Here is a 21,231-nt window from a genome sequence, read left to right as displayed (position 1 = left end):
GGTTCAGAAGCGCATCCGGCCCTCGATCACGAGCACCGCGCCGCCCGCGAGGAGGACACGATCGCCGGCGAGCGTGCAGTCGAGCTCGCCCCCGCGCGCGCTCACCTGGCGCGCCCGGAGCCGCGCGCGGCCGAGCCGCGAGGCCCAGAGGGGCACGAGCGTCGAATGCAGCGAGCCCGTCACGGGATCCTCGGGGACGCCCTTCGCCGGGGCGAAGAATCGCGATACGAAATCGAAGTCCGCGTCGATCCCCGTGCCCCTCGCCGTGACGCCCACCGCGAAGGTATCGAGCGCCGCGACCCTGGCCATGTCGGGCCGGAGCGCGCGCACGTCCTCGGCGCTCTCGTACAGGGCCACGAGGTCCCGCGCGGCAAAAGCCGCGATCGGCCGCTTGCCGAGCGCCTCGGCGAGCGCGTCCGTGACCTCGCGCGGCGCAGGCGGGCGCGCGGGCAGGTCGATCGAGAGCAGGCCGCCCTCGGCGCGCCGCACGACGAGCTCGCCGCTCCGGGTGTGGAACGAGACGGAGCCGAGGTGCGGCGCGAGCCGCTCGAGGACCACGAATCCAGCGGCGAGCGTGGCGTGGCCGCAGAGATCGACCTCGACCGCGGGCGTGAACCAGCGCAGCTCGTACCGATCGCCCTGCGCCACGAAAAACGCGGTCTCCGAGAGGTTGTTCTCGGCGGCGATCGCCTGGAGCGTCTCGTCCGGGAGCCACGCGTCGAGGGGGCAAACGGCGGCGGGGTTGCCGGCGAAGGCGCGGCGCGTGAAGGCGTCGATCTGGTAGAGCGGGATTTCGGGCACGGTCTCCTCCGCGACGAGCTTTACCACGGCCCATCGCGCGAGACACCGGATCAGCGATTCGCGACGAAGCCGAAGCTCGTGGCCTGGCCTGGCGCGAGGACGGCGTTGTGCTCCGCGCCCACGAAATGGGTCGTGCCGTCCGTGACCGTGTAGGAGGCATTCCAGATGTTCGCGATCGTGCCGTCGACGTTCATCGGGATGGACCAGGTGAGCGGCTCTTTGCCGATGTTCGTCACCTGCACGGTGAGCTGATATCCGCCGCCCCAATCGCTGTCGACGGTGGTGGCCACGGCGTAAGGGAGCGTGGGGCCGGGATCGCCGCCGCCCGCGCCCGCGCCGCCCGATCCGGTGGGGTCTCCGCCCGCGCCGCCCGCGCCCGCGCCGGGATCGACGCCGGGCTCGGGGGGATCGGCGACGCGCTCGGTGAAATGGGACGTGCGGGTGAGCGCGACGAGGAGGTCGAGGACGCGGAGGTTGCCATTCTGGAAGTCGTCCGCGACCTGGCTCGAGAGGCAAGCGAGGCGCCCCTCGTCGAGCTGGCCGTACGCATACCGGAGCCACGAGCGCGCATAACAACCCTGGACGTCGGCGCTCCCTGCGAGCACGGAGGCGAGCGCGGGGGCACCCTCGAACGTGCCCGTGGTGGACGGGGCCGAGAGGATCTCGCCGGAGGCGTCGATCGGCAAACCTCCCTCGTCGGCGCGATACCGGCCGATGCCGTCGAAATGCTCGAAGGCGAAGCCGATGGGGTCGACGAGGTCGTGGCAGCTCTTGCAGAGCGGGACGGTGGTGTGCGCCGCATATCGCTCGCGCGTGCTCTTCGTGGGATCGATCGGGGGCGGCTCGGCGACGACGCCGGGGGGCGGCGGCGGCAAGGGCTGGCAGAGCAGGCGCTCGCGCACGAGCTTGCCGCGGTGCACGGGCGAGGAGCCGGCGGGTTTACCGTGTGTGGCGAGCACGCTGCCGTGCGTGAGGATGCCGGCGCGGCCGGAGCCGGCGAGATCGACGAGGCCAAAATCGTTCTCGTCCTGCGCATCCGCGGGCGCGGGCAGACCATAATAGGCCGCGAGCTTGGGGCTCGTGAAGGTGTAGGGCGCGTCGAGGAGCTCGGCGATCGTGCCCTCGCCATTGCGGATCACGTGCCGCACGAAGAGGCGGGTCTCCTCGATCATGGAGGCGCGGAGCTCGGCGTTCCATTGCGGGTATGTCGCCGCGTCCTTCGGCGCGGCCTCGATCCGGTCGAGCTCGAGCCAGGCGACGGCGAAACGCTCGAGGATCTCGTCGCTCCTGGGATCCTGGAGCAGGCGCTTGGCCTGGGCCTCGATCTGCTCCGGCGTCGCGAGCGTATTCGCGTCGGCGGCGGCGAAGAGCTCGGCGTCGGGCATCGTGCCCCAGAGCATGTAGGAGAGCTCGGTGGCGATCTCGTGCGGGGTCAAACGGACGCGCCCGTCTTCGGCCGCGAGGGACGCGTCGCCGAGCTCGGTGCGATAGAGGAAATGCGGCGATTGCAGCATGGCCGCGATCACGGCCTCGATCCCCTCGGAGAAACCCTCCTTGGTGGCGATGGTCTGGTAGAGGGCGAGGTAACGCGTGGTGTCGTCCGCGCCGAGCGGGCGGCGGAAGGCGCGCTTGCCGAAGGTCTCGATGAACGTCTCCGCGCAGGCCTCGGGGCCGTCGGCGACCGGGTCGCAGGGCAGCACGCTCGACGGGTTTGTCAGGGCGAGCGTCGCGATCTCCTCGGCCGCGCGGCGGACCTGGTCGGCGAAGAGGGGGCTCACGCGGAGCGCGTCCTCGTTGTTGTCGAAGCCGCCGATGACGATGTCGGGCACGAAGGAGGCGCCCCATTCGGAGGGGATGCCGACGAGGTCGCGGATCGTGGCGTCGTATTCGCTCCGGGTGAGGCGGCGCAGGACGCGGGGGCCTGGCTGCACGGTGGTGCAGGCGGCGGAGGGCGCGGCGCAGCCCTCGCCGCGGGTGGTTCGCGTGACGAAGAGCGAGAGGGTCGCGTATTCGGGGGTGCCCGGCTCGAAGATCGTGCCGCCGGGGTGGCCATTCGGGTGCTGGCCCGAGGGGCGCGAGAGCAGGGCGGAGAGGCCGCCCTTTTGATCGACGGCGAGGGCGCGCGCGACCTCGAGGTTCTTTTCGAGGGCGCCGGGCTCGCCGCGCGGCGCGAGGACGAGCCGGCTCCCGCCGGCCATGCCCGTCTCGCTGTGGCAGACGAAGCACTTTTTCTCGAGCAGGGGCTCGTAGACGTTGTTCTGGAAGAAGGCGAGGTCGTCTGGACAACCGACGACGCCGGGGACGCCTCCCTTCCCGTCTTCCTCGCCCAGGCAGCCGGCGAAGGCGGCCGTGAGGGCGAGGGCGCCCGTGATCCGGAGCGAATTCGAGCGAAATACTTTGCGCAGCATGGCCATGGCTCCCACGTTCTTGGATTGGGGTTTCACGCGAAGAGCTCCGGCAGGACGCCCTTGCCTTTTTGCGGGTCGCCGAAGGTCTGGTTGTCGAGGCCGAGGGCGTGGCAGACGGAGACGAGGAGGCGGTTGTGCGGCGCGCCGCCGAATTTCAGGTACTGGCCCGTGGCGAGGCCGCCGCCGCCCGCGAGGACGAACGGCACGGATTTGCAATCGTGGAGGCGGCTGTCGCCGAGCTCCTTGCACCAGAGGACGACGGTGGAGTCGAGGAGCATGCCGCCCTGCGGATCGGGCGTCTCGGCGAGGCGCCCGAGGAGGTAGGCGAACTGCTCGGCGTACCAGCGCTCGGTGGCGACGAACTCGGCGACGCCTTTGGCATTGCCGTCGTCGCTGTGGGAGAGGCCGTGGTGGCCCTCGGCGACGCCGAGCCAGCTCATGACGACGGGGCCGACGGTGTGGTTCCATTGCACGGAGGCGACGCGGGTCATGTCGCAGGCGAGCGCGAGGACGAGCAGATCCATCTGGGATTTGCCGATCGTGGGGAACGCGTCGTTGTCGTAGGTGCCGACCTGGGGCGGGGCCGCGGGCGGCGCGCAGAGCGGGCCCTGGAGGCCGGATTCGAGCTTCTTCAACGATTCGAGGTGCTCGTCGAGCTTCTCGCGCTCGTGGGAGCCGACCTGGCCGCGCAGGGCGCCGATCTCGCCGCGGAGGAGGTCGAGGATGCCCTTCTTGCGGGCGAGGGCCGCGTCGAGCTCGGCCGGGCCGCCGACGGCGTCGCCGAACATGCGGGTGAAGACGCTCTTGGGGCTGTCGTCGGGCGGGACGTATTGCCCGGGGCCGGCATACGAGATGCGGGTCTGGATGCCGCCGCCCCAGGCGCTCGTCTGCACGCCCAGCTCGAGGGAGGGGAATCGATCGTCCTTTCCGATGCGGCTCGCGACGTATTGATCGAGGCTCTTTCCGGCCGTCTCCGTGCCGAGCGTGCCGCCGCCCGTGAGCATGGCGGCCATGCCCGCCTCGTGGTTGTCGACGCCGTGGAAATCGAGGCCGTCGCACACGATGAGGCGGCTCTTGTGTGGCGTGAGGGGCTCGAGGATGCTGCCCGCGGGGAACGAGAAATTCGTCCCGCTGCCGCTCGGGCGCCAGTGTTTGTGGATGGTGCCATTGGGCGAAAAAAACACGACGAGGCGGCGGGCCGGCGTCGCGTTTTCGGCGCGGAGGTCACGCGCGAGGAGGCCGAGGACGGGGGCGGCGACGAGGGCCGCGCCGAGGCCCGAGAGGAAGCGGCGTCGGGGGAGGTGCTTCATGGCCCGGCCTCATCGCAACGAGCGTGCCGGCGCCGGCAATCACGAAAATGCCTTCAAACGAAGGGTTGTGGCGGGGGGTGATCCGCGTGGGATGATCGGATCGTTCATGGGGGTGATCGCGCAGATCACCCCCGGCCGGGTCGATCACGGCAGCGGGCCGCCGAAAAACGCGGCGGCGCCGCCGGGCAGGGGCGCGACGGCGAAGGCGGTCGTCCGGGGTTTGGCGCGTGGATCGGCCGGCCGATCGAACCACAAAAACGTGGCCACGCCGAGGGAGACGACGGACACGCCGAGCGAGACGTTGGCGAGGATCAGCTTGGTGCGGACGGGCTCGATGACGTCGGAGGTGCAGCGCGGCGCGCAGGTCGCGTCGAGGTCGTCGTAATCGGCTTTTGCGCTCGCGGCGAGGCCCGCGAACGCCGCGCCCCCCGCGAGGGCCACGCCGCCGAGGACGAGGGGCGCGAGGGGCAGGGGGCGAGGCGGAGGGGCGAGAGGCGCGGGAATTTCGGGCGCGGGAGGCGCGGGGGCGGCGAAGCGCACGGTGAGGCGCCTGCGTCGCTCGCCCTCGCGGAGGACGACGTGCTCCTCGATCGCGGGGGCGCCGCTCCATTCGTAGCGGAGGTGGTGCTCGCCGGGATCGAGCGCGATCGCCTTGCCGTCGAGGGAGGCGGCGAGCACGCGCCCGCCCTCGAGGACGCGGACGTCGGTGAGGTCCTTGCCCGCGGGATCACGGGCATCGAGGACGATCGAGGGGGTGCGCTCGTCGAGGTCGTCGAGCCAACCGGCGCAGTCCTTGCGGACGATGGGCGGGCAGGCCTCGGCGGCGCAAGCGAGGAAGCGCTCTCGTGCGGCGAGCAGCTTGCCCTGATCGCGCAGCTCCTGGCCTTGCTCGGAGGCGTCGGCGCAGGCCTGTTTTTGCGCGGCGAGGTCCTCCGGAGGCGCGGCCGCCGCGGCGCCGGGCGAGGCCACGAAGGCAAATGCAAGGAGGCAAAGGGGCGCTTGGAGAAGACGCATGGCGCGGGCGTTTCGACCTCGGGAGTCTCCTCTCCTACCGCTCGCGCCGCGCGGCGTCGAGGGCTCCCGGTCGGCGGGGCCGGTCGCGCACGAAACTGCGGCCGCAAAAGCTTGCAGGCGGCGCGCCTCCGGCACATGGAGAGCGACCAGCTCGACGAGACGAGGAGGCGTGATGGCGATCGAAGGCGAAGAGGCGAAAGAACCGGCGGCGCCCCCGGACGCAAGCGTTTTTCAGCATGCCTACGCGGAGGGCGTCCACGCGCCCTGGGACATCGGCCGGCCCCAGGCGGACATCGTGGCGCTGGCGGAGGCAGGCGGGTTCCGGGGCGATATTCTCGACGTGGGCTGCGGGCCCGGCGACAACGCGATTTTCCTCGCGGCGCGGGGGCACGTGGTGACGGCGCTCGACATGGTGGAGAACGCGCTCGTGAAGGCCCGGGCGCGCGCCGCGGAAAAGGCCGTATCGGTGCAATTCGTGCAGGGAAACGCGCTCGAGCTCGTCATGCTCGGGCGGACGTTCGACACGGTGCTCGATTCGGGGCTGCTCCACGTGTTCGGCAGCGAGATGCGGGCGCGATACGTGGAGAGCCTGGCGCACGTGGTTCGTCCGGGCAGCATGTATCACGCGCTCGTCTGGAGTGATCGCGAGCCCGGGAACGAAGGGCCGCGGCGGCTCGCGGAGGCGGACCTCCGAAAGGCCTTCGCGGCCGGCTGGAAGGTGCACGAGCTCCGGCCGGCGCGGTACGAGCACATGCTCGGCGGCAAGGGATACGCGGAGGCGTGGCTCGTGTCGATCGAGCGGACGGGGTGATCGGATGAACCCTTTCACCCAGGTATCGAGCAATCGCTCTTTCGGCGGCCACCAGAAGGTGCTGCGGCACGCGTCGCGCGCGCTCGGCTGCGACATGAACGTGGGCGTGTACCTGCCCCCGCAGGCCGAGTCCGGGCGCTGCCCGGTCCTCTACTGGCTCTCGGGTCTCACGTGCACGGAGCAGAACTTCGTGACGAAGGCGGGCGCGCAGGAGCACGCGGCGCGGCACGGGATCATCGTGGTCGCGCCGGACACGAGCCCGCGCGGCGAGGGGGTGGCGGACGATCCGGCCTACGACCTCGGGCAAGGGGCCGGGTTTTACGTGGACGCGACGACGGAGCCGTGGGCGCGGCATTACCGCATGCACGAATACGTGGCGCTGGAGCTGCCCGCGCTCGTGGAGGCGCACCTGCCGGCCTCGCCGGATCGGCGCGGGATCTTCGGGCATTCGATGGGCGGTCACGGGGCGCTCACGCTCGCGCTCCGGCACCCGGGTCGATATCGCTCGGTGTCGGCATTTTCGCCGATCGTGGCGCCGAGCCGGGTGCCCTGGGGCGAAAAAGCGTTCTCCGCGTACCTCGGGTCGAATCGAGAGGCGTGGAAGGCGTGGGACGCGACGGAGCTCGTGCGGGAGGCGAAGGAGCGGCTGCCGATCTTGATCGATCAGGGCGACGCGGATCAATTCCTCACGCGTGAATTGCAGCCGGAGCTCCTCCGCGCGGCGTGTGAGGCCGCGGGGCACCCGCTGACGCTCCGGATGCAGCCGGGGTACGACCACAGCTATTATTTCATCGCGACGTTCATGCGCGACCACGTGGAGCACCACGCGGCCGCATTACGTTAGCGCCTCGGATCGACGCTCTTCCCCTTCGCGCGACGCAGCACCTCTTCCGCCACGAACGCGGCGACCGTCGACGGCTTCGTGCCCGGGCCGAATCCGCCTTCATACCCGAGCTCCAGCGCGAGCTTGTTGTCGATACGCGGGCCGCCGAGCAGGAGCAAGAATTTGTCCCGCACGCCCTCCTTCTGCAGGAGATCGATGAGCGCCGCCGCGTTCTCCTTGTGGCAATTGCGCTGCGTGATCACCTGCGAGACGAGGATCGCGTCCGCCCCGAGCGCCTTGGCGCGCTCGGCGAGCTCGACGTTCTCGACCTGCGCGCCGAGGTTGTGCGCGTCGAAGCACTTGTAACTCTCGAGCCCCTTCTCCCCGGCGAAGCCCTTGTAGTTGAGGATCGCGTCGATCCCGACCGTGTGCGCGTCCGAGCCCGTGCAGGCGCCGACGACCACGATCTTGCGGCCGAGCTCCTTGCCCATGGCCTCGATCTGCTCGCGCGCGAGTGGCTTCGCGGCGAGCTCGGCGACGTCGATCGAATCGACGTCGACCTGGTGCGCCGAATGCCCGTACACCACGAAATACGTGTGCGCCTGGGAGCATTGCTCCATCGTGGTGACGAGCGGCTCCTTCAGGCCGTGGGCCTCGGCGAAGCGCTTCGCCCCTTCCCGCGCGCGGTCCCCGGGCAGGATCGCGAGCGTGAAGGTCATCTGCACCATCCCGTCGCCTTCACGGTCGCCGTAAGCGCGTAGCCATTTCGCCATGGTCAGCGGCCTCCTTCGAGCTCGTCGAGGATCGGGTTCAGATACTCGGGGTCACGCGCCACCACGCCGGCGTGCCCCTTGCCGCCCGTGCGCTTGCGCTTCACGTCGCCGAACGCGCCCCAGCCGATCGCGTCCCAGATGCTGTCGCCCTTCACCTGCACCAAAAGCTCGTGCGCCTTCAGCAGCACCTCCTTGGCGCGCTGCTCCACGACGCCGCCGGGCTTCCACTGGATCTCGTCGCCGAGGTGCCGCGCCGTGCCGAAGACGTATTTCGCGCTCTTCAGCGAGAGGTAGCGGTCCATCAAGAGCGGCGTGTGGATCGCCTCGCTGAACATGCCGAGCAGCGCGATCGATTGGTGCGTCATGACGCCCGCGAGGTTGAACATGGCGTCGTGCACGTGGCTGTGGAAGACGTCGCCCGTCTTGAATTTCGTGGGCGGCATCCATTTGATGGGGTGCTTGTCGAAGATCTGCCGGATGAGCTGCGCCTGCGCGAGCTCGAAGAGGAACGAGTCCTCGAGCCAGGGGTCGATCTCGAAGGCGTGGCCGAGGCCCATCTGCTCGTCCGAGAGCCCCGCGCGCCGCGCGAACGCCTCGTTGATGAACTGCGAGGCGAGCACGGTGTGCGCCTTCTCCACCGCGTCGGCCGTCGTGAGGTAGTTGTCCTCGCCCGTGTTGATGACGAGCCCGCTGCGCGCCACGATGCGGCGCGAGAAGTATTGATCGACGAACGTCCGCTCCATGTTGATGTCGCGGAAGAGGATGCCGTACATCGCGTCGTTGAGCAGCATGTCGAGCCGCTCGACCGCCCCCATCCACGCGATCTCGCTCATGCACAGGCCCGACGAATAGTTCGTCTGGGCGAGGTACCTTCCGGTCTCTTCACTCGCCTCGTCGGCGGCCTTGCGGATGATGCGGAAGTTCTCCTGCGTGGCGTACGTCCCGCCATACCCCTCGGTCGTCGGGCCCTCGGGCACGTAATCGAGCAGCGATTGCGCCGTCGCGCGGATGACGGCGACGATGTCCGCCCCCGCGAAGCGCGCCGCCTTGGCCTGCACCGCGTCGTCGTAGATGTTGCCCGTCGCGACGATCACGTATTTGAGCGGCATCTCGGCGGCGGGGAAGCGCGCCTTGAACCGCTCGCGCGCGCCACGCGCCTCGTCGATGCGGGTGATGGCCTTGCGGGTCTCCGCTTCGAGCGCGCCGCGGCATTCGTTCGTCGTCGGGCCTCCCTCCACCTCGAGCGAGGCGCCGCCGTAGGCGATCTGCTCGGCGGCCTCCTGCGCGGAGCTCGCCCCGTCGAGCAGCGCGCGGCCGAGGAAGTAGGCGACGCCGCGGCCCGCGAGGCCCGCCTTGTGGATGCGGTCGACGAGCGCGTTCGCGAGCGGCGTGCCCTCGGGATCCGCGCCCGTGACGCCGTAGGCGCGCGCGACGGTGCGCTCGATGCCCACGGTCGTGTGGCGATCGATGAAGCGCTGGACGTCGTCGGCGATCGCAGCCGCCGCGGCGCGGCACGCGTCGACCGTGGCGTGATCGAGGGGGACCTTGGCCATGGGGCTCGGAATGCCGCGGATGGGCCCGATTGTCAATGTGCCGCGCCCCGCGCCGGAGGCGCGTGATCCGAGGCTCTTCGAGCGAGCGGCGCGATGGTAAGCTCGGCGCGTGCACGTCTCCGCGACCTCCCCGCTCGTCGTGGCGAAGCTCGTCTGGCAGCCACGCCCCGATGCCTTCGTGATGACGGTCGTCTGCAAGGCGACCTACGCGCTGCGGAACGGCCCGTGCGAGCTCGTGGGCACGCCGGACGCACCCCAGGCGGCGGACATGTACTGGCAAGACGGCGCGCCGCGCAGCGTCCGCTTGCCGACGGACCTCGCGCCCTTCAAGCGGCGCGTGGACGTGATGGTCGTGGGGCACGCGTGGGCGCCGCACGGGCAAGCCGTGGCGTCGCTCGTCGCGCGCCTCGTGGTGGGGCCACTCGACAAGGCGATCGCCGTACACGGCGACCGGTTCTGGATGCCCGACGGCAGGCTCTCGGAGCCGGCGCCGTTCACGCGGATGCCGCTGCGCTGGATGCGCGCGGCCGGGGGCCCGCGGTCGTGGAACCCGGTGGGGATCGCGCCGAGCGTGGACGTGACGACGCCGGCGCCTCCGCCGAACTTCGAGCCGCTCGGCTTCGTGCTGCGGAGCCCGACGCAGGAGATCCCGCCCGTCGGGTTCGGCCCGATCGCGCCGCGCTGGCCCTCGCGCGTGGAGCACCTGCTCGCGCATCGGAGCGCGTGGTCGCACGAGGCGTGGCACGAGCAGCCGCTGCCCGCGGGCGTGGACGCGTCGTACTTCAACGCGGCCCCGACGGACCAGCAGATCACCGAGCTCCCGGCCCAGGCGCAGCTCCTCCTCGAGCACCTGCACCCCGAGCTGCCGCGGATGATCGCGGTGATCGAGGACGTGCGGCCCCGCGCGATGGTGACGAGGAGCGGGGGCAACCCGCAGGAGGTCTGGCTGCGCGCCGATACGTTGCTCGTCGACGCGGATCGAGGGGTCTGCAGCGTGACGTGGCGCGCGGCCGTGCCGCTCCGGCACCCGAAGGAGGAGGGGATCGTGGTCGTCGCGCCGACACGGGGGATCCCGGCGCCGATGCCCGAACGGCCCCCGCCCGCACGCACGGTGCCGATCCCGCCGTCGATCGAGGCGTCGACCCCAAAGCCCGCCGCCGCGCTCCCGTTCGCGCCGACGCCGTTTCAGCGCACGCCGACGCGTCAGATCCCGGTGAGCAGCCTGCAACCGGCGGCCGCGCCGGTGCTGCCCTTCGTCGCGGCGGGCGCGATCGCTCCGGACGATGACGGGACGGAGACGCTCGTCCCGCGGGCAGAAGCCAGAGCGCCGTCGGTGTTGCCTTTCCGTCCGCCGTCGGCGTTGCCCTTCCGGGCGCCGGAGCCGGTCGTCGAGGAGGAGCCGGAGCCGGAGACGGAACGGAAGCCGGTGATCCAGCCCGACGCGGCCCTGCCGTTCGCGAAGCCGAGCGCCGCGGCGTCGCCGCTGTTCGTGCTGTCGGCGCCGGGAAGCGTGGTGCCCTCGACGGGAGCCGTGGTGCCGTTGGCGGGAGCCGTGGTGCCGTTGGCGGGAGCCGTGGTGCCGTTGGCGGGAGACGTCGTGCCCTCGGAGGGAGCCGTGGTGCCGTTGGCGGGAGCCATGGTGCCCTCGGCGGGAGCCGTGGTGCCGTTGTCGGGAGACGTGGTGCCGTTGGCGGGAGCCATGGTGCCCTCGGCGGGAGCCATGGTGCCCTCGGCGGGAGCCATGGTGCCGTTGGCGGGAGACACGGTGCCGTTGGCGGGAGACACGGTGCCGTTGGCGGGAGACGTCGTGCCCTCGCCCGGCGAGCTCTCGATCGAGCGATACGCGCGCATCAAGGTCGATCTCTGGGGCGCACGCGCCGCGCTGCACGAGGTGCTCGCGAGGTACGGGGTCGACGAGGTCGCCTGGCGCGTGCACGAGCGGCAGCAAGCGGAGGCGCTCGCGGGGGAGGCGCGCGAGGGGCGGTGTGATCTCGCCCTCGCGCTCTGCGCCGCGTTCGAGGCCGCGAAGGCCCCGGGCGTCGCGCCGCCGCCCCTCGGCGGGCTCGCTTGAACCCGTGAACTCGAGGAAGGGCTCCGATCGCCCCGCCCGTTCGTATAGAATCCGCAATCTCTGGAGGAGCCATGAAGCGTGCCACCATCGTGCGTGGGATCGAAGCAGCGGCGGAGAAACGTAGGGTGCGGCTCCAGCCCGTGCCGAAGCCGGCCCCGCGGCCCGCGCTGTTCACGGCCGAGATCCACGAGATCCACGACGACGGCGTGACGCTCGGGATCGGCCTCACGCTCGAGCGGGCGAAGTTGCATCCGTCGGTTCACAAGGCCGTCGTGGAAGGCGCCCGCGCGAGGCACGAACGCGTGCTCGTCGAGGAAGGCGAGGGCGGCGCGCTGGTCGTCCTCGGCGCGCTGCGCACGCAGCCCACGCCCGGCGTGGACGCGGCCGAGACGTACACCATCCAGGCCAAGCGCATCACGCTCGAGGCCGGCGAGGAGCTCTCGCTCTCGGCGCAGACGGCCGCCGTGGTGCTGCGTGCGATCGGCGAGGTCGAGACGTACGCCGAGCGGATCCTGTCGCGCGCGGAGGGCGTGCACAAGATCGTCGGGCGGATGTTGCGGCTGAACTGATCAGGTCTGTCGGGGCAAGAGCTCACGCGCCGCGGCGAGCGCGCGCTCCTGCACGGCGACCCAGCCCGCGACGTCGAGGTGAACGGCCCGGCGCGTCACGAGCGCGAGCTCACGCGCGAGCATCGGCCGCTCGCCCTGCCGCGTGGTCCGCGCCGAGAGCTCGCTGAGGATCTGGCCCGGCGAGAAGACCTGGCCGAAGCGCAGACGAGGGTTGCCCGTGGGCCTGCGCTCCTCGAACACGCGTAACCACGCCGCGAGCCGCTGCTCGAAGTCGCCGCCCTCCATCGCGCCCGGTCGCGGCGCCGTGCCGCCGCCGATCCGCTCGAGGGCCCGCGCGATCCGATCGGCCTCTTCGAACATGCCGTCCGCCGCCGCGCGGCGGATGCCCTCGATCAGCACGGGCACGTGATCGGGGTGCCCGTGCCAGCCGAGCAGGGGCAAACCCCCACGATCGAGGCTCGCCTCCGTGCCGACGAGGTTCCGATCGAAGGGGCTGCCGAGCAGGCAGAGCGCCTCGAGGGCGACGCGGCGCGCGCGCAGGGAGGCGGCGTCGTCCACGCGGGGCCGCTGGAGCACGGCGCGCAGGTGCTTCGGGCCGCTCGCGTCGCCGAGCGTCGTGAGGGCCGCGGCGGCGCTCGCGGCGGCGTCGGGGTCGGCGCCGGAGACGAGGCGCGAGAGCAGCGGCGTGGCTGCCTGCGCGGGAAGGCGCGCCGCGAGGTCGATCGCCTTCTCGAGGACCGCAGGCGAAGAGGGCCGCATGAGCAGGAGCACCGCGCTCGCCATGTCCACGCGGCCGCGCCGGGCCATCGCCTCGAGCGCGACCTCGACGAGCGCCGGATCGTCCTCGCGGCAGAGCTCGACGAGCGTGCGATCGATCGCCTCGTTCGAGCCGAGCGCGAACGCGTCGACGAAGGCCGGATACGTCCGCGGATGCGAGCGGCGCAGCGCCAGGACGACCCAGCGCATCGCCGTCTCCGCGTCGAGGCAGCAGAGCGTGAAGGCGAGCGCGAAGGTCCGCCCGAAATCGGGCACGACCCACTCGATCGCGTACGCGAAGAGTGACTCGACGAGCCCGAGCGAGGGCGCGGCCGGGTCGAGCGGCCGTTCGAGCGCGACGAGCGCGTCGAGGCTGTCGAGCAGGCGCTGCTCGAAGGGGCCGGCGTCGACCCAGGGCTCGTGATCGTAGAGCCTGCGCAGGCTGCCGAGGCTCGCGATGTCCTCGAAACAATCACGGGCGATGGCGCGGATCTGCGCGAGATCCCCCGCGGCGCTGCGCGACGATTCGAGCAGGGCCCGGCCGCGCGCGCCCTCCGCGTTCATCGCCTCTTCCCGCGTGAGCACCCGCGGTGGCGGCACGAAGACCACATGCGCGCGTGGCACGCCGATACTCGCGACGAGCTCGTCCGTCTTCGCGTCCGCGGCCGCCCCCAGGGCCCTGACGGGCAAACGCCCACGCAGGCGCTCGCTCGCGTCCGAGAGCCAGCGCGCCGCGCCCTCGACGCGTTTTCGGACCACCTCGTCGTTCGTGAGCTTGTCGCAAGCCGCCTGGAGCGCGGCCGAGGTGCGCGAGAGGGCTTCGAGGGCGTCGCCGTCCTGCGCGTCGGCCTCGACGAGGCGGCTCAGGAGGGCGATGCCCTCGCGGAGGGTGCCTGCGACCTCGACCGTATCGGCCCGATCGGCGATCGCGAGCAGGCTCTCTTCCAGCGCGGAGCGGACGCCTTCGAGCAGCGGCCGCGTCGACGTCGTGAGAGACGCGCTCGAGAGCATCATGCGGCCCCCAGGGCAAACGCGCCGCGCGCGGGGCCTTCCGAGGCGAGCGTGACGAGCACCTCCGGCGCGGGGGCGAACCCGAGCCGGAAGGCCAAACAGGCGTACGCGGCGTGCACCGCGCCGCTCGCCGCGCCCACGTCGCCGAGCTCGTCGTAGAGGCGCGTCTCGACGGTCCTGGCCTCGTCGAAGGCCTCCCGGTTCCGGATACGCACGAAGCTCCACTCCTTCACGCGGTGCCGCTCCCCGTTCACGTCCGGCAAGACCCAGGGCACGGGCGCGCGCATCACCCCCGCCACGTTTCGCGCGACCTCCGTCGCGGCCTCGCCGATCTCGGTCCCGTCCTCGCGCTCCATCCCCGTCGCGACCGCGAGCAGCCGCGCGAGCGGCGGCGCCGCGCCCTGCCGCGCGAGCACCACGAACGCCGCCGCCTCCGACGGGATGAACCCGTTCCACGCCCCCTCGGCGTGCAAGCGCCGCTCCTCGTCCAGCGCCGCGAGCACCGCCGGATCGTGATGGCTGTCCACGCCGCCCACGACCACGCACGGGCCCGCCCCGGGCGCGGCGAGCGCCGCGAGGCCCTTCGCGAGCGCCGCCGCGAACCCCGCGTGCCCCAGCACCACGGCCTCCGACGCCGCGAGCGCGACGTCGACGCCCGCGCGTTTGCCGAGCACGTCGAGGAAATCCGGGCCGAGTGGCTCTTCCGCCTCCGCGCGCCGCGGCGGCAGCGACACGAAGAGCGGGATCGGACCCTTCGCCGCGCCGAGCCCGCGCACGGCCTCCGCGAGCGCCGGCCTGGCCAGCTCGATCAGCCGCTCGCGGCCCGTGAGCGCGTCGTCGAGGCGCAGCGAGCGCACGTCCCCCGCGAAGCCGCCGCGCCGATCCTTGTGCCCGGTCCTGCCCGGCGACATCTTTCGCGCGCGCAAGACGAGCGCCGATTGCCGCGCGTCGAGCCCGAGCGGCGACGACATCCCCACGCCCGCGACGAACCCCATCGTCATCCGCGGCCCTCCTCGCTCGTCTCGCCGCCCTTCGGCCCTTCGTACCGCGTCTCTTCGCCTTCCACGAGGCGCGCGAGCTCCGCGGCGAACGCCTTGTCCTCGGCAGCCTTCTCCCGGAACCGCCGCTCGATTCGCCCGAACGCCGCGATCCCGAGCCCCGCCTTCGCGAGCACCTTCGTCGGATCCTCGCGCCTCATCTTCGCCGCGATCTCCACGAACTCCTCCGGCGTGATCTCGGCCTCCCGCGGCGTCGCGAGCTCCTGCGAGGCGCGCTGGAAGGCCCGGACGTACTCCGCGCTCGGCCCGCCGTCGGGCTCCTCGCGCACGCTCGCGAGCCTCTGCGCCCACGCGCGCTCCTCGATCCCCCACGTGTACTCGTCGATCCCGTGGCGCGCGAGCACCTCGGCGCGTGTCCACCGGCCCTCGGAGAGCTCCGCCGCGACCTGGGCCGCCTCGTGCGGCGGCATCTCCGGCTCGGCTGCGTTCGGGTGTCCCCACGTCTCGTACCGCGCCATCAAGAGCTCTTCTTCCCGCAGCGCGGGCGGGTCCTCGCCCTTGCGCGCGTCCTCGCGCGTGACCGCGTAACGAAACCTCCCGCGCGGCAGCTCGCGCAGGTTGTCGTCCCACGCGCCTTGTGGATCCTCGGTCCAGCGCGCGGGCGGCGCCCAGCCGAGGACGATCCGATCCACGTCGAGGTGTGGTTTGTCCGTGGTCTCCACGAGCCCGCGCCAGGTCACGTCGACCGTAGACTGGTCGAGGTCGATCGCGACGCCGTCGAGGAAGAGCCGCACGTCCCCGCGGCGCACGCGGGGCTGCATGTAATCGACGAGCGCGCGCGGCGCGTATGCCGGCAAGGCGATCTCCATCGCGCCGGCCGGATCCGGCCCGAGCCCCGCGATGTAAATCGATTTCACCTCGTCGGGCTCGTAGGCGATCTCGAACGTCCCCGCCTGGTAGGCCCGGAGATCGAAGTCCTCCGGGTGCTGGAAATGGTGCCTCGATCCGTCGTGGCACGGCGCGGGGCCGAGGTCGATCGCGCGGCCGTGCAGCGCCCGCGTGTACGGCGGCCGGAGCGGGATTCGACCGGGTTCGTCCGCCTGCACCTCGAACCGGAGCCGCCGATCCCCGAGGCCCACCTCGGCGTGCCGCGCCGGCAGGCGAGGCCCGAGCGTCCCCGAGGGCATGGGGAGGATCTCCACGTGCCCGGTCAGCGTGAGATCGACGGCCAGGCGCATGGGGACGAAATCGTCGAAACGCGCGGGCTCGCCGGGCTCGCTCGGGCCCGCGTGGAGGCGCCGCGGCGGCGCGGGCTCGAGCGGGATCGGCGAGAGCGAGGAGCTCGGGTCGAAGCGAAACGTCGCGAGGACGCAGATCGTGAGCCAGTTCCGATCGACGACCCAGGGCAGGAGGCCGACCTGGCAAGGTAAAGGTTTGGCGTGACGCTCGCCGGGCGGGCGCACGGGCGACTCCGCGACGAGGATGCGGCGGAAGGGTATTTTTTCCGGATACATCAATTCGAGATGAGGGTGCAGAGATCGGTCTCCTGAACCTCGGTTTTCCAGATCTCCCACGAGCCCGTCTGTTCGTACGAATAGAACCAGACGTCGACACGTATCAGGCCGTTGAGGCTGACCTTGATGTCGAACTTCGCGGATTTGAGCATGAGGCCCGCGTCACCGGGGGAGATTTCCGCCGCGGGGTTGGCCTCGACCTGGGCGCGGCCCTCGCAGTGCAGCGAGTCGCGCACCTGGACGCGGAGGAAGAAGTAGAACTTGAACTCGATCGGGAGCCGGATCCCCGCCGAGTCCCAGTGCCAGCCCTTGGCCTTCGTCCATTTGAACGACACGAACGCCTGCGCGGAGAGCTTCACCTCGACGGTGAAGCCGACGCTCGCCTCGATGCCCATGCGCTGGATGAGCCAGCCGATGGCCTCGGCCAGGAGGCGGCCGCCCCAGGGGATGATCGAGAGGAAATTCGTGAGCGGGCAGCTCACCTCGAACTTCCATTCGAGCAGCGTCCCGGTGAGCGTGAGCTCCGCCTCCCGGATCGCGCGGTAAATCTCCTCCTCTTCGCCGATCTTCCAGGCGAACTTGACGGAGATCTTCACGTCCGAGCCAGGGGCCACGAGGCTGTTCTCGACCTGGACGTTCGCGAGCTGGCCGACCTGCCGCACGACCGTGAGCGCGCGGCTGAGCCATTGCACCGCGTTGACGAGGCCGTCGAGCGGGAGATCGAAGCTGTACTCCCCCTCGGGATAACAATGCACCTCGTAGCTGACCGAGCCGCTGCACGCGCGGCCGGTGATCAGGATCCGCAGGGGATCCTGATAGGCGCGCCACGCCCACAAGAACTCGGCGAACGTGCGCAGCGTGTTCGCGATGCGCGCGATCTGCTTCGCGTCGTCCCGATCCTGGTTGACCTGCTGATACGCCTGGCGCCCGTCCTGATTCTCGACCCGCGACGAGCCACGCGCCGCCGCGTTCTCTTGCGCGTAGGTGTTCTTTTGCTGGATGGCCGACCGCTTGGCCACGTCGGATTCGTTGGCCTTGAACTCGCCCGAGAAATCGATCGGCCCGCCATAAGGCACGTTCCAGCCATCGTCGAGGGTGATCGTGTCGCCCGAGAGCTCCTCCGACCGCTCCGGGACCGCGGCGCCGAGCTTCGTCAGGCCGCCCGATCGGCTCACCAGCCATTTCATGTGCGTCGGCTGGACACACTCCGGCGGCGCGTTCTGCACCTTCGCGTTCTTGCGCGTCGCCTCGATCGTGATCGTCTCGCCGCGCTTCGTGTCGATCTGCGGCATGTTGTCGACGAACGGGGCCTTGTCGTCGCCGGCCTTGATCTTCGACGTGTCGTAGGAGCAGCGCTTGAAGAACTCCTCGGGGTTGTCGTCGAGCAGCCCCGGCGGCACGACCTGGAAGATCTTGCCCGTCGTATTCGAATGGTTCTGCGTCGTGGGGTCGTCGGTCCGCGCGGGCGGCTTGCCCTCGACGCGGACGTTCGGCGAGCCGCTCGTCGCCCGCGCCTCCTCGCGGTACGTGCCGCTCACCACGCCGCCGCCCGTGTCCGCGTGCGCCGGGTCGCTCGGCGTGATCGCCTCGCCGACGCGCACGACGTTGCCATTCTGAAAGAGCGTCTTGCCGCTCGTATGCTCGACCGCCTTGTCCGTCGTGACGTGATTCGGGTGCGGGACGGGCACTTGCTTCGGCGGGTCGTAGCAGACGTCCGTCGGCCCCACGGTCGCCGCCGTGTGGTCGCTGGTCTTCGTGGTGATCCCGAGGTCCTCGTTCGTTACGGTCGCGCCCATCGCTCGTCCCTCCGTCGCCTCACCGCGGGTTCTTCACACGAAAATGCGCCAGCGCCCGTCGAGCCGGGTCATGTAGAAATCGGAGCCCCAGCCGAAATACGGTTGGTCCCGATGAACCGCGCGCACGGCGGGTTTGCCGGACTCGCGGCGCACGTAGGCCACGCGGCCGTCCGCGTGGCGGTCGAAGCGCAGGTCGTGCGCGTCGAAGGGCTCCATCACCCAGGGCTGGTTGATCTTCTGCAAGGCCTCGACGCGCGAGAGCGGCTGCGGCCCGTAATATCGCTCGAACGTCGTGACCTTGAGCTCCATCGCGGCCTCGAAGCGCGCCGCGTCGCGCGTGGCGAACGCGTCGTAGAGCTCGCGCACGGCGTCGATCTGCTCGCGCGTGCCCTCCACCGGAAAATCCTCGCGCGAGCCGCGCCGATAGACGGGCTCGGGCAACTCGCCCGGGATGTGGAGCGCGCCGCCGCCCACGAGCGGCAGCTCGATCGGCAGGCCGAGGCTCGCGACGCTCGTGGGGTATTCCCACGAGAAGAGGGGCGTGTCCTGGTCCTCCGCGTCGAGCACGAAGATCGCGAAATGCGGCCCGAGGTAGGGTGTGAGCGGCGAGGGCGGGGCCGGGAAGAGCTCGACCGTGATCGTGTTCTCGCCCGAGACGAGCCAGTGCGTCAGCGGTCCGACCGGCGTGACGTTCGCCGTCGGCGTGCGCTGGTAGATCGGAATGCCGTTCACGAGGGCGCGGGCGCGCGACGCTGGCCGGTGGAGGATTCGATAGATGTAGTTCGCGTGGGCCATCGTCCTGCCTCAGTTCTGCGACGACGTCGACGATCCGAGGTTGTTCGCCTGCTGCGTGTCGACCGTGATCTCGCTCGGCGCCTTCATGTCGATCGTGCCGCCCTTCAGGTGGATCTCGGTCTCGCCGACCTTCAGCGTGATCTCGGGGGCCGAGAGGGCCGTGTCGGTCGACTCGATCCGGAGCTCGTCGAGCCCCGCGAGCAGCAGCTCCTTCAGCGAGGAGACCACGTAGCTGCCCGCGACGGTCGTCGTGCGTGACTCCTCGGCGCGCGACGCGTGTCTCTCGTCGGCCATCTGGAAGACGAGGCCGCTCACGGTCTCGGTGCGGTTCTTCTCCGTGGTCTCGCTCTTGTTGCGCTTGGCGACCTCCACGATCGAGCCGCCCACGACGAGCACCGAGGAGTTGCCGCCCGTGACCGCGTTCGTCTGGCCGGACTGCTCGAAGACGTGGCCCGCGATGAGCTCCGTCATGTTCTGCTCGACCGCGACGTTGTCGTCGGTGTGCATGTCGCGCAGGTGCGAGCCGCCGATCCCGATCCTGTGATCCTTCTCGACCGAGTCGGTCTGGTGGCCCGTGATCTTCGCCGTGCGATTCCCGCCGATCGTCACGCGCTGGTTGCTGTCCACCTTCGACGAGCTGTCGACGGTCACGTCGATGGTCTCGTTCGCGCCGACGCGGATCTGCTCGTGCCCCTTGACGAGCTTCGCCTCGGCGGCGCCGACCTTCTCGTCCTGGTCGTTCGCGACGACGATGTTCTGGTCCTTCTGGGCGTGGAGGTGGATCTCCTGCGCGCCCGCGAGGTCGTCGAAGCGGATCATGTTGTAGCCCGAAGGTCCGTCCTTCCGGCGGGGCGAGGTCAGCGACTGGAGCGAGGTGCGCATCTTGCGGATCGGCAGCTCCTCCATGAAGGGATCGGCCGCGTTGAAGACACGACCGAGCACGACGGGCCTGTCCGGATCCCCCTCGAGGAACTGGCAGAGCACCTCCCAGCCGATACGCGGCATCGCCGACGAGCGGCCCGTGTTGTCCTGCAGGATCGGGATCCAGTGCGAGCAGGTGTCGTCCTTCGGCTGCAGCCGATCCCAGGGGAAATGCACCTTCACGCGGCCCCACGGGTCCGTGTGGATGTCGGCGCCCTCGGGCCCCGTCACGAAGCCCGTGAGCGGGTTCGGCAGGGTCGGGACGTAGGTCTCGACCGGCGGCCGGTACACCGTGCTCCCGGGCAGCGCCTCGAAGCCGAGCGAAAACGCGCTCGTGGCGCGATCCCAGGCGTGCACGATCTTCGTCACGACGTACTCGCCGTCCTCCACGCCCGGCGGCGCGTCGACGAGCGTGAAGAGCCCGCCCGTGATCGTGCGCGGCGCCGTGGTCCGTCCGGCCAGACGTTTTTTCGCGCAGGCGAGCGCCTGGGCGCGCAGGTTCGCCTTGGCCTGGCCCTGCGCGGGCAGCTCGTATTCGCCCGGATAGTCGTACCACTCGGGCCCCCACGCCGTCGGGCCCTTCGCGGAGACGTCCATGTCGAGGCGCGGGCGCTCGGGGTTGAAATCACGCAGCGAGACCTTGCCCGCCGTCGCGCGCCCGGCCCAGCCGACCTCGTAGACGGCGTCGCGTTGCCCGTGCAAACCCGAGTCGTGGTGGAAGGCGAGCGCGCCCGGGCCGTCGACGTAGGCGCTCGTGAAGTCGCCGAGCACCATGCGGCCCTCGTCGTCGACGACGTAGAAGATCCCCTCGTCCTCGCAGAGGCGCGCCGCGAAATCGAGGTCCGACTCGCGCATCTGCACGCAGTAGGGGCGCTTGACGTACGAGCCGACGAGGCGCTGTTCGACCGCGACGCCGTGCGCCCCGATCACCTCGGCCACGATCTCGGGGGCCGATTTGTCGCGGAAGATGCGGATGTCCATGCGGTGCCGGGCCGTCGCGAGGCGCGGCTCGAGGACGAGCGTGACTTGGCCCGTGCCCGCGTTGCCCTTGCGCGTGGCGGCGCGCTTGATCCGGGTCACGACGCCCTGGATGCGCCGGAGCGTGCCCTCGCGCGCGAGCTCGAGCGTCGCGTCGGAGAAGACGAGCGCGTCGGGGTCGAGCGGATCGGTGGGCTCGACGTGCAGCGTGATCTCGAAGCGGTACGTCCGCGAGAGCGCCTCTTCGCCCGAGACCGTCGTCACCCGGTAGGTCGTGCCGCCGAGCTCGATGAAATAAAGGACCGGATCCTCGGTTGCCACGGCGTCCT

The 21,231-nt window shown here is 70.9% G+C and carries 16 protein-coding genes; 4 read left to right on the top strand and 12 right to left on the bottom strand.

All coding sequences use genetic code 11. The annotated features are described in order from the left end of the window. Positions 1-3: 3 nt before the first annotated feature. The 4 genes from GF068_RS09570 to GF068_RS09555 form a co-directional block, all read right to left on the bottom strand. Positions 4-828 (bottom strand): PhzF family phenazine biosynthesis protein, encoded by an 825-nt coding sequence (locus tag GF068_RS09570; protein WP_338046306.1) that lies wholly within the window; start codon positions 826-828, stop codon positions 4-6. A 23-nt stretch (positions 829-851) separates the two neighbouring features. Further along, entirely contained in the window at positions 852-3,245 is a 2,394-nt protein-coding gene (locus tag GF068_RS09565; protein ID WP_153818999.1) for a DUF1592 domain-containing protein, read from the bottom strand. Next, a complete protein-coding gene (locus tag GF068_RS09560) occupies positions 3,242-4,519 on the bottom strand; it encodes a DUF1552 domain-containing protein (RefSeq protein ID WP_153818998.1) in 1,278 nt (425 codons plus the stop codon). The genes GF068_RS09565 and GF068_RS09560 overlap by 4 nt, the downstream gene beginning before the upstream one ends. 144 nt (positions 4,520-4,663) lie before the next feature. Further along, positions 4,664-5,533 (bottom strand): hypothetical protein, encoded by an 870-nt coding sequence (locus tag GF068_RS09555; protein WP_153818997.1) that lies wholly within the window; start codon positions 5,531-5,533, stop codon positions 4,664-4,666. Positions 5,534-5,705: 172 nt separating this feature from the next. Between GF068_RS09555 and GF068_RS09550 the strand changes: the two genes are divergently transcribed. Together GF068_RS09550 and fghA are read left to right on the top strand one after the other, a co-directional pair. Beyond that, positions 5,706-6,344 (top strand): class I SAM-dependent methyltransferase, encoded by a 639-nt coding sequence (locus GF068_RS09550; protein ID WP_153818996.1) that lies wholly within the window; start codon positions 5,706-5,708, stop codon positions 6,342-6,344. Positions 6,345-6,348: 4 nt separating this feature from the next. Further along, positions 6,349-7,188 (top strand): S-formylglutathione hydrolase, encoded by an 840-nt coding sequence (fghA, locus tag GF068_RS09545; protein ID WP_153818995.1) that lies wholly within the window; start codon positions 6,349-6,351, stop codon positions 7,186-7,188. Here fghA and kamE read toward each other — a convergent pair. Further along, complete coding sequence (gene kamE / locus GF068_RS09540; RefSeq protein WP_153818994.1) at positions 7,185-7,940, bottom strand: lysine 5,6-aminomutase subunit beta; 756 nt, start codon at positions 7,938-7,940, stop codon at positions 7,185-7,187. The two genes, fghA and kamE, sit on opposite strands and share 4 nt — an antisense overlap. Positions 7,941-7,942: 2 nt before the next feature. After that, entirely contained in the window at positions 7,943-9,493 is a 1,551-nt protein-coding gene (kamD, locus tag GF068_RS09535) for a lysine 5,6-aminomutase subunit alpha (protein WP_153818993.1), read from the bottom strand. A 109-nt stretch (positions 9,494-9,602) separates the two neighbouring features. Here kamD and GF068_RS09530 point away from each other — a divergent pair, with 109 nt between their 5' ends. Then, positions 9,603-11,564 (top strand): DUF2169 domain-containing protein, encoded by a 1,962-nt coding sequence (locus GF068_RS09530; RefSeq protein ID WP_153818992.1) that lies wholly within the window; start codon positions 9,603-9,605, stop codon positions 11,562-11,564. A gap of 71 nt (positions 11,565-11,635) precedes the next feature. Then, positions 11,636-12,133, top strand: a complete 498-nt coding sequence (locus GF068_RS09525; protein ID WP_153818991.1) for a hypothetical protein — start codon at positions 11,636-11,638, stop codon at positions 12,131-12,133. On the opposite strand, the gene GF068_RS09520 is transcribed toward GF068_RS09525, so the two are convergent. Genes GF068_RS09520 through GF068_RS09495 form a run of 6 tightly spaced genes read right to left on the bottom strand, consistent with a single transcriptional unit; the run spans position 12,134 to position 21,223 of the window. Continuing rightward, the gene (locus GF068_RS09520) at positions 12,134-13,903 is read right to left on the bottom strand and encodes a hypothetical protein (protein WP_153818990.1); all 1,770 of its coding nucleotides are present in this window, start codon (positions 13,901-13,903) and stop codon (positions 12,134-12,136) included. Continuing rightward, positions 13,900-14,901: a hypothetical protein gene (locus GF068_RS09515; protein WP_153818989.1), complete on the bottom strand. Its 1,002-nt coding sequence runs from the start codon at positions 14,899-14,901 to the stop codon at positions 13,900-13,902. Before GF068_RS09515 ends, GF068_RS09520 begins: the two co-directional genes overlap by 4 nt. Continuing rightward, positions 14,898-16,415: a hypothetical protein gene (locus GF068_RS09510; RefSeq protein ID WP_153818988.1), complete on the bottom strand. Its 1,518-nt coding sequence runs from the start codon at positions 16,413-16,415 to the stop codon at positions 14,898-14,900. The genes GF068_RS09515 and GF068_RS09510 overlap by 4 nt, the downstream gene beginning before the upstream one ends. Further along, a complete protein-coding gene (locus tag GF068_RS09505; protein ID WP_153818987.1) occupies positions 16,412-18,208 on the bottom strand; it encodes a PAAR-like domain-containing protein in 1,797 nt (598 codons plus the stop codon). Before GF068_RS09505 ends, GF068_RS09510 begins: the two co-directional genes overlap by 4 nt. Before the next feature lie 33 nt (positions 18,209-18,241). Further along, positions 18,242-19,003 carry a hypothetical protein gene (locus GF068_RS09500; RefSeq protein ID WP_153818986.1) on the bottom strand — a complete coding sequence of 254 codons (762 nt, stop codon included), beginning with the start codon at positions 19,001-19,003 and terminating at the stop codon, positions 18,242-18,244. 9 nt (positions 19,004-19,012) lie between these two features. Further along, positions 19,013-21,223 carry a type VI secretion system tip protein TssI/VgrG gene (locus tag GF068_RS09495; RefSeq protein ID WP_170319376.1) on the bottom strand — a complete coding sequence of 737 codons (2,211 nt, stop codon included), beginning with the start codon at positions 21,221-21,223 and terminating at the stop codon, positions 19,013-19,015. Between the last annotated feature and the right edge of the window lie 8 nt (positions 21,224-21,231).

It is taken from the genome of Polyangium spumosum (assembly GCF_009649845.1).
In the GTDB taxonomy this organism is placed as follows: domain Bacteria; phylum Myxococcota_A; class Polyangia; order Polyangiales; family Polyangiaceae; genus Polyangium; species Polyangium spumosum.
The sequence above is the reverse complement of the archived record's forward strand: the minus strand, read 5'-3'. Positions and strand labels throughout refer to the sequence as shown.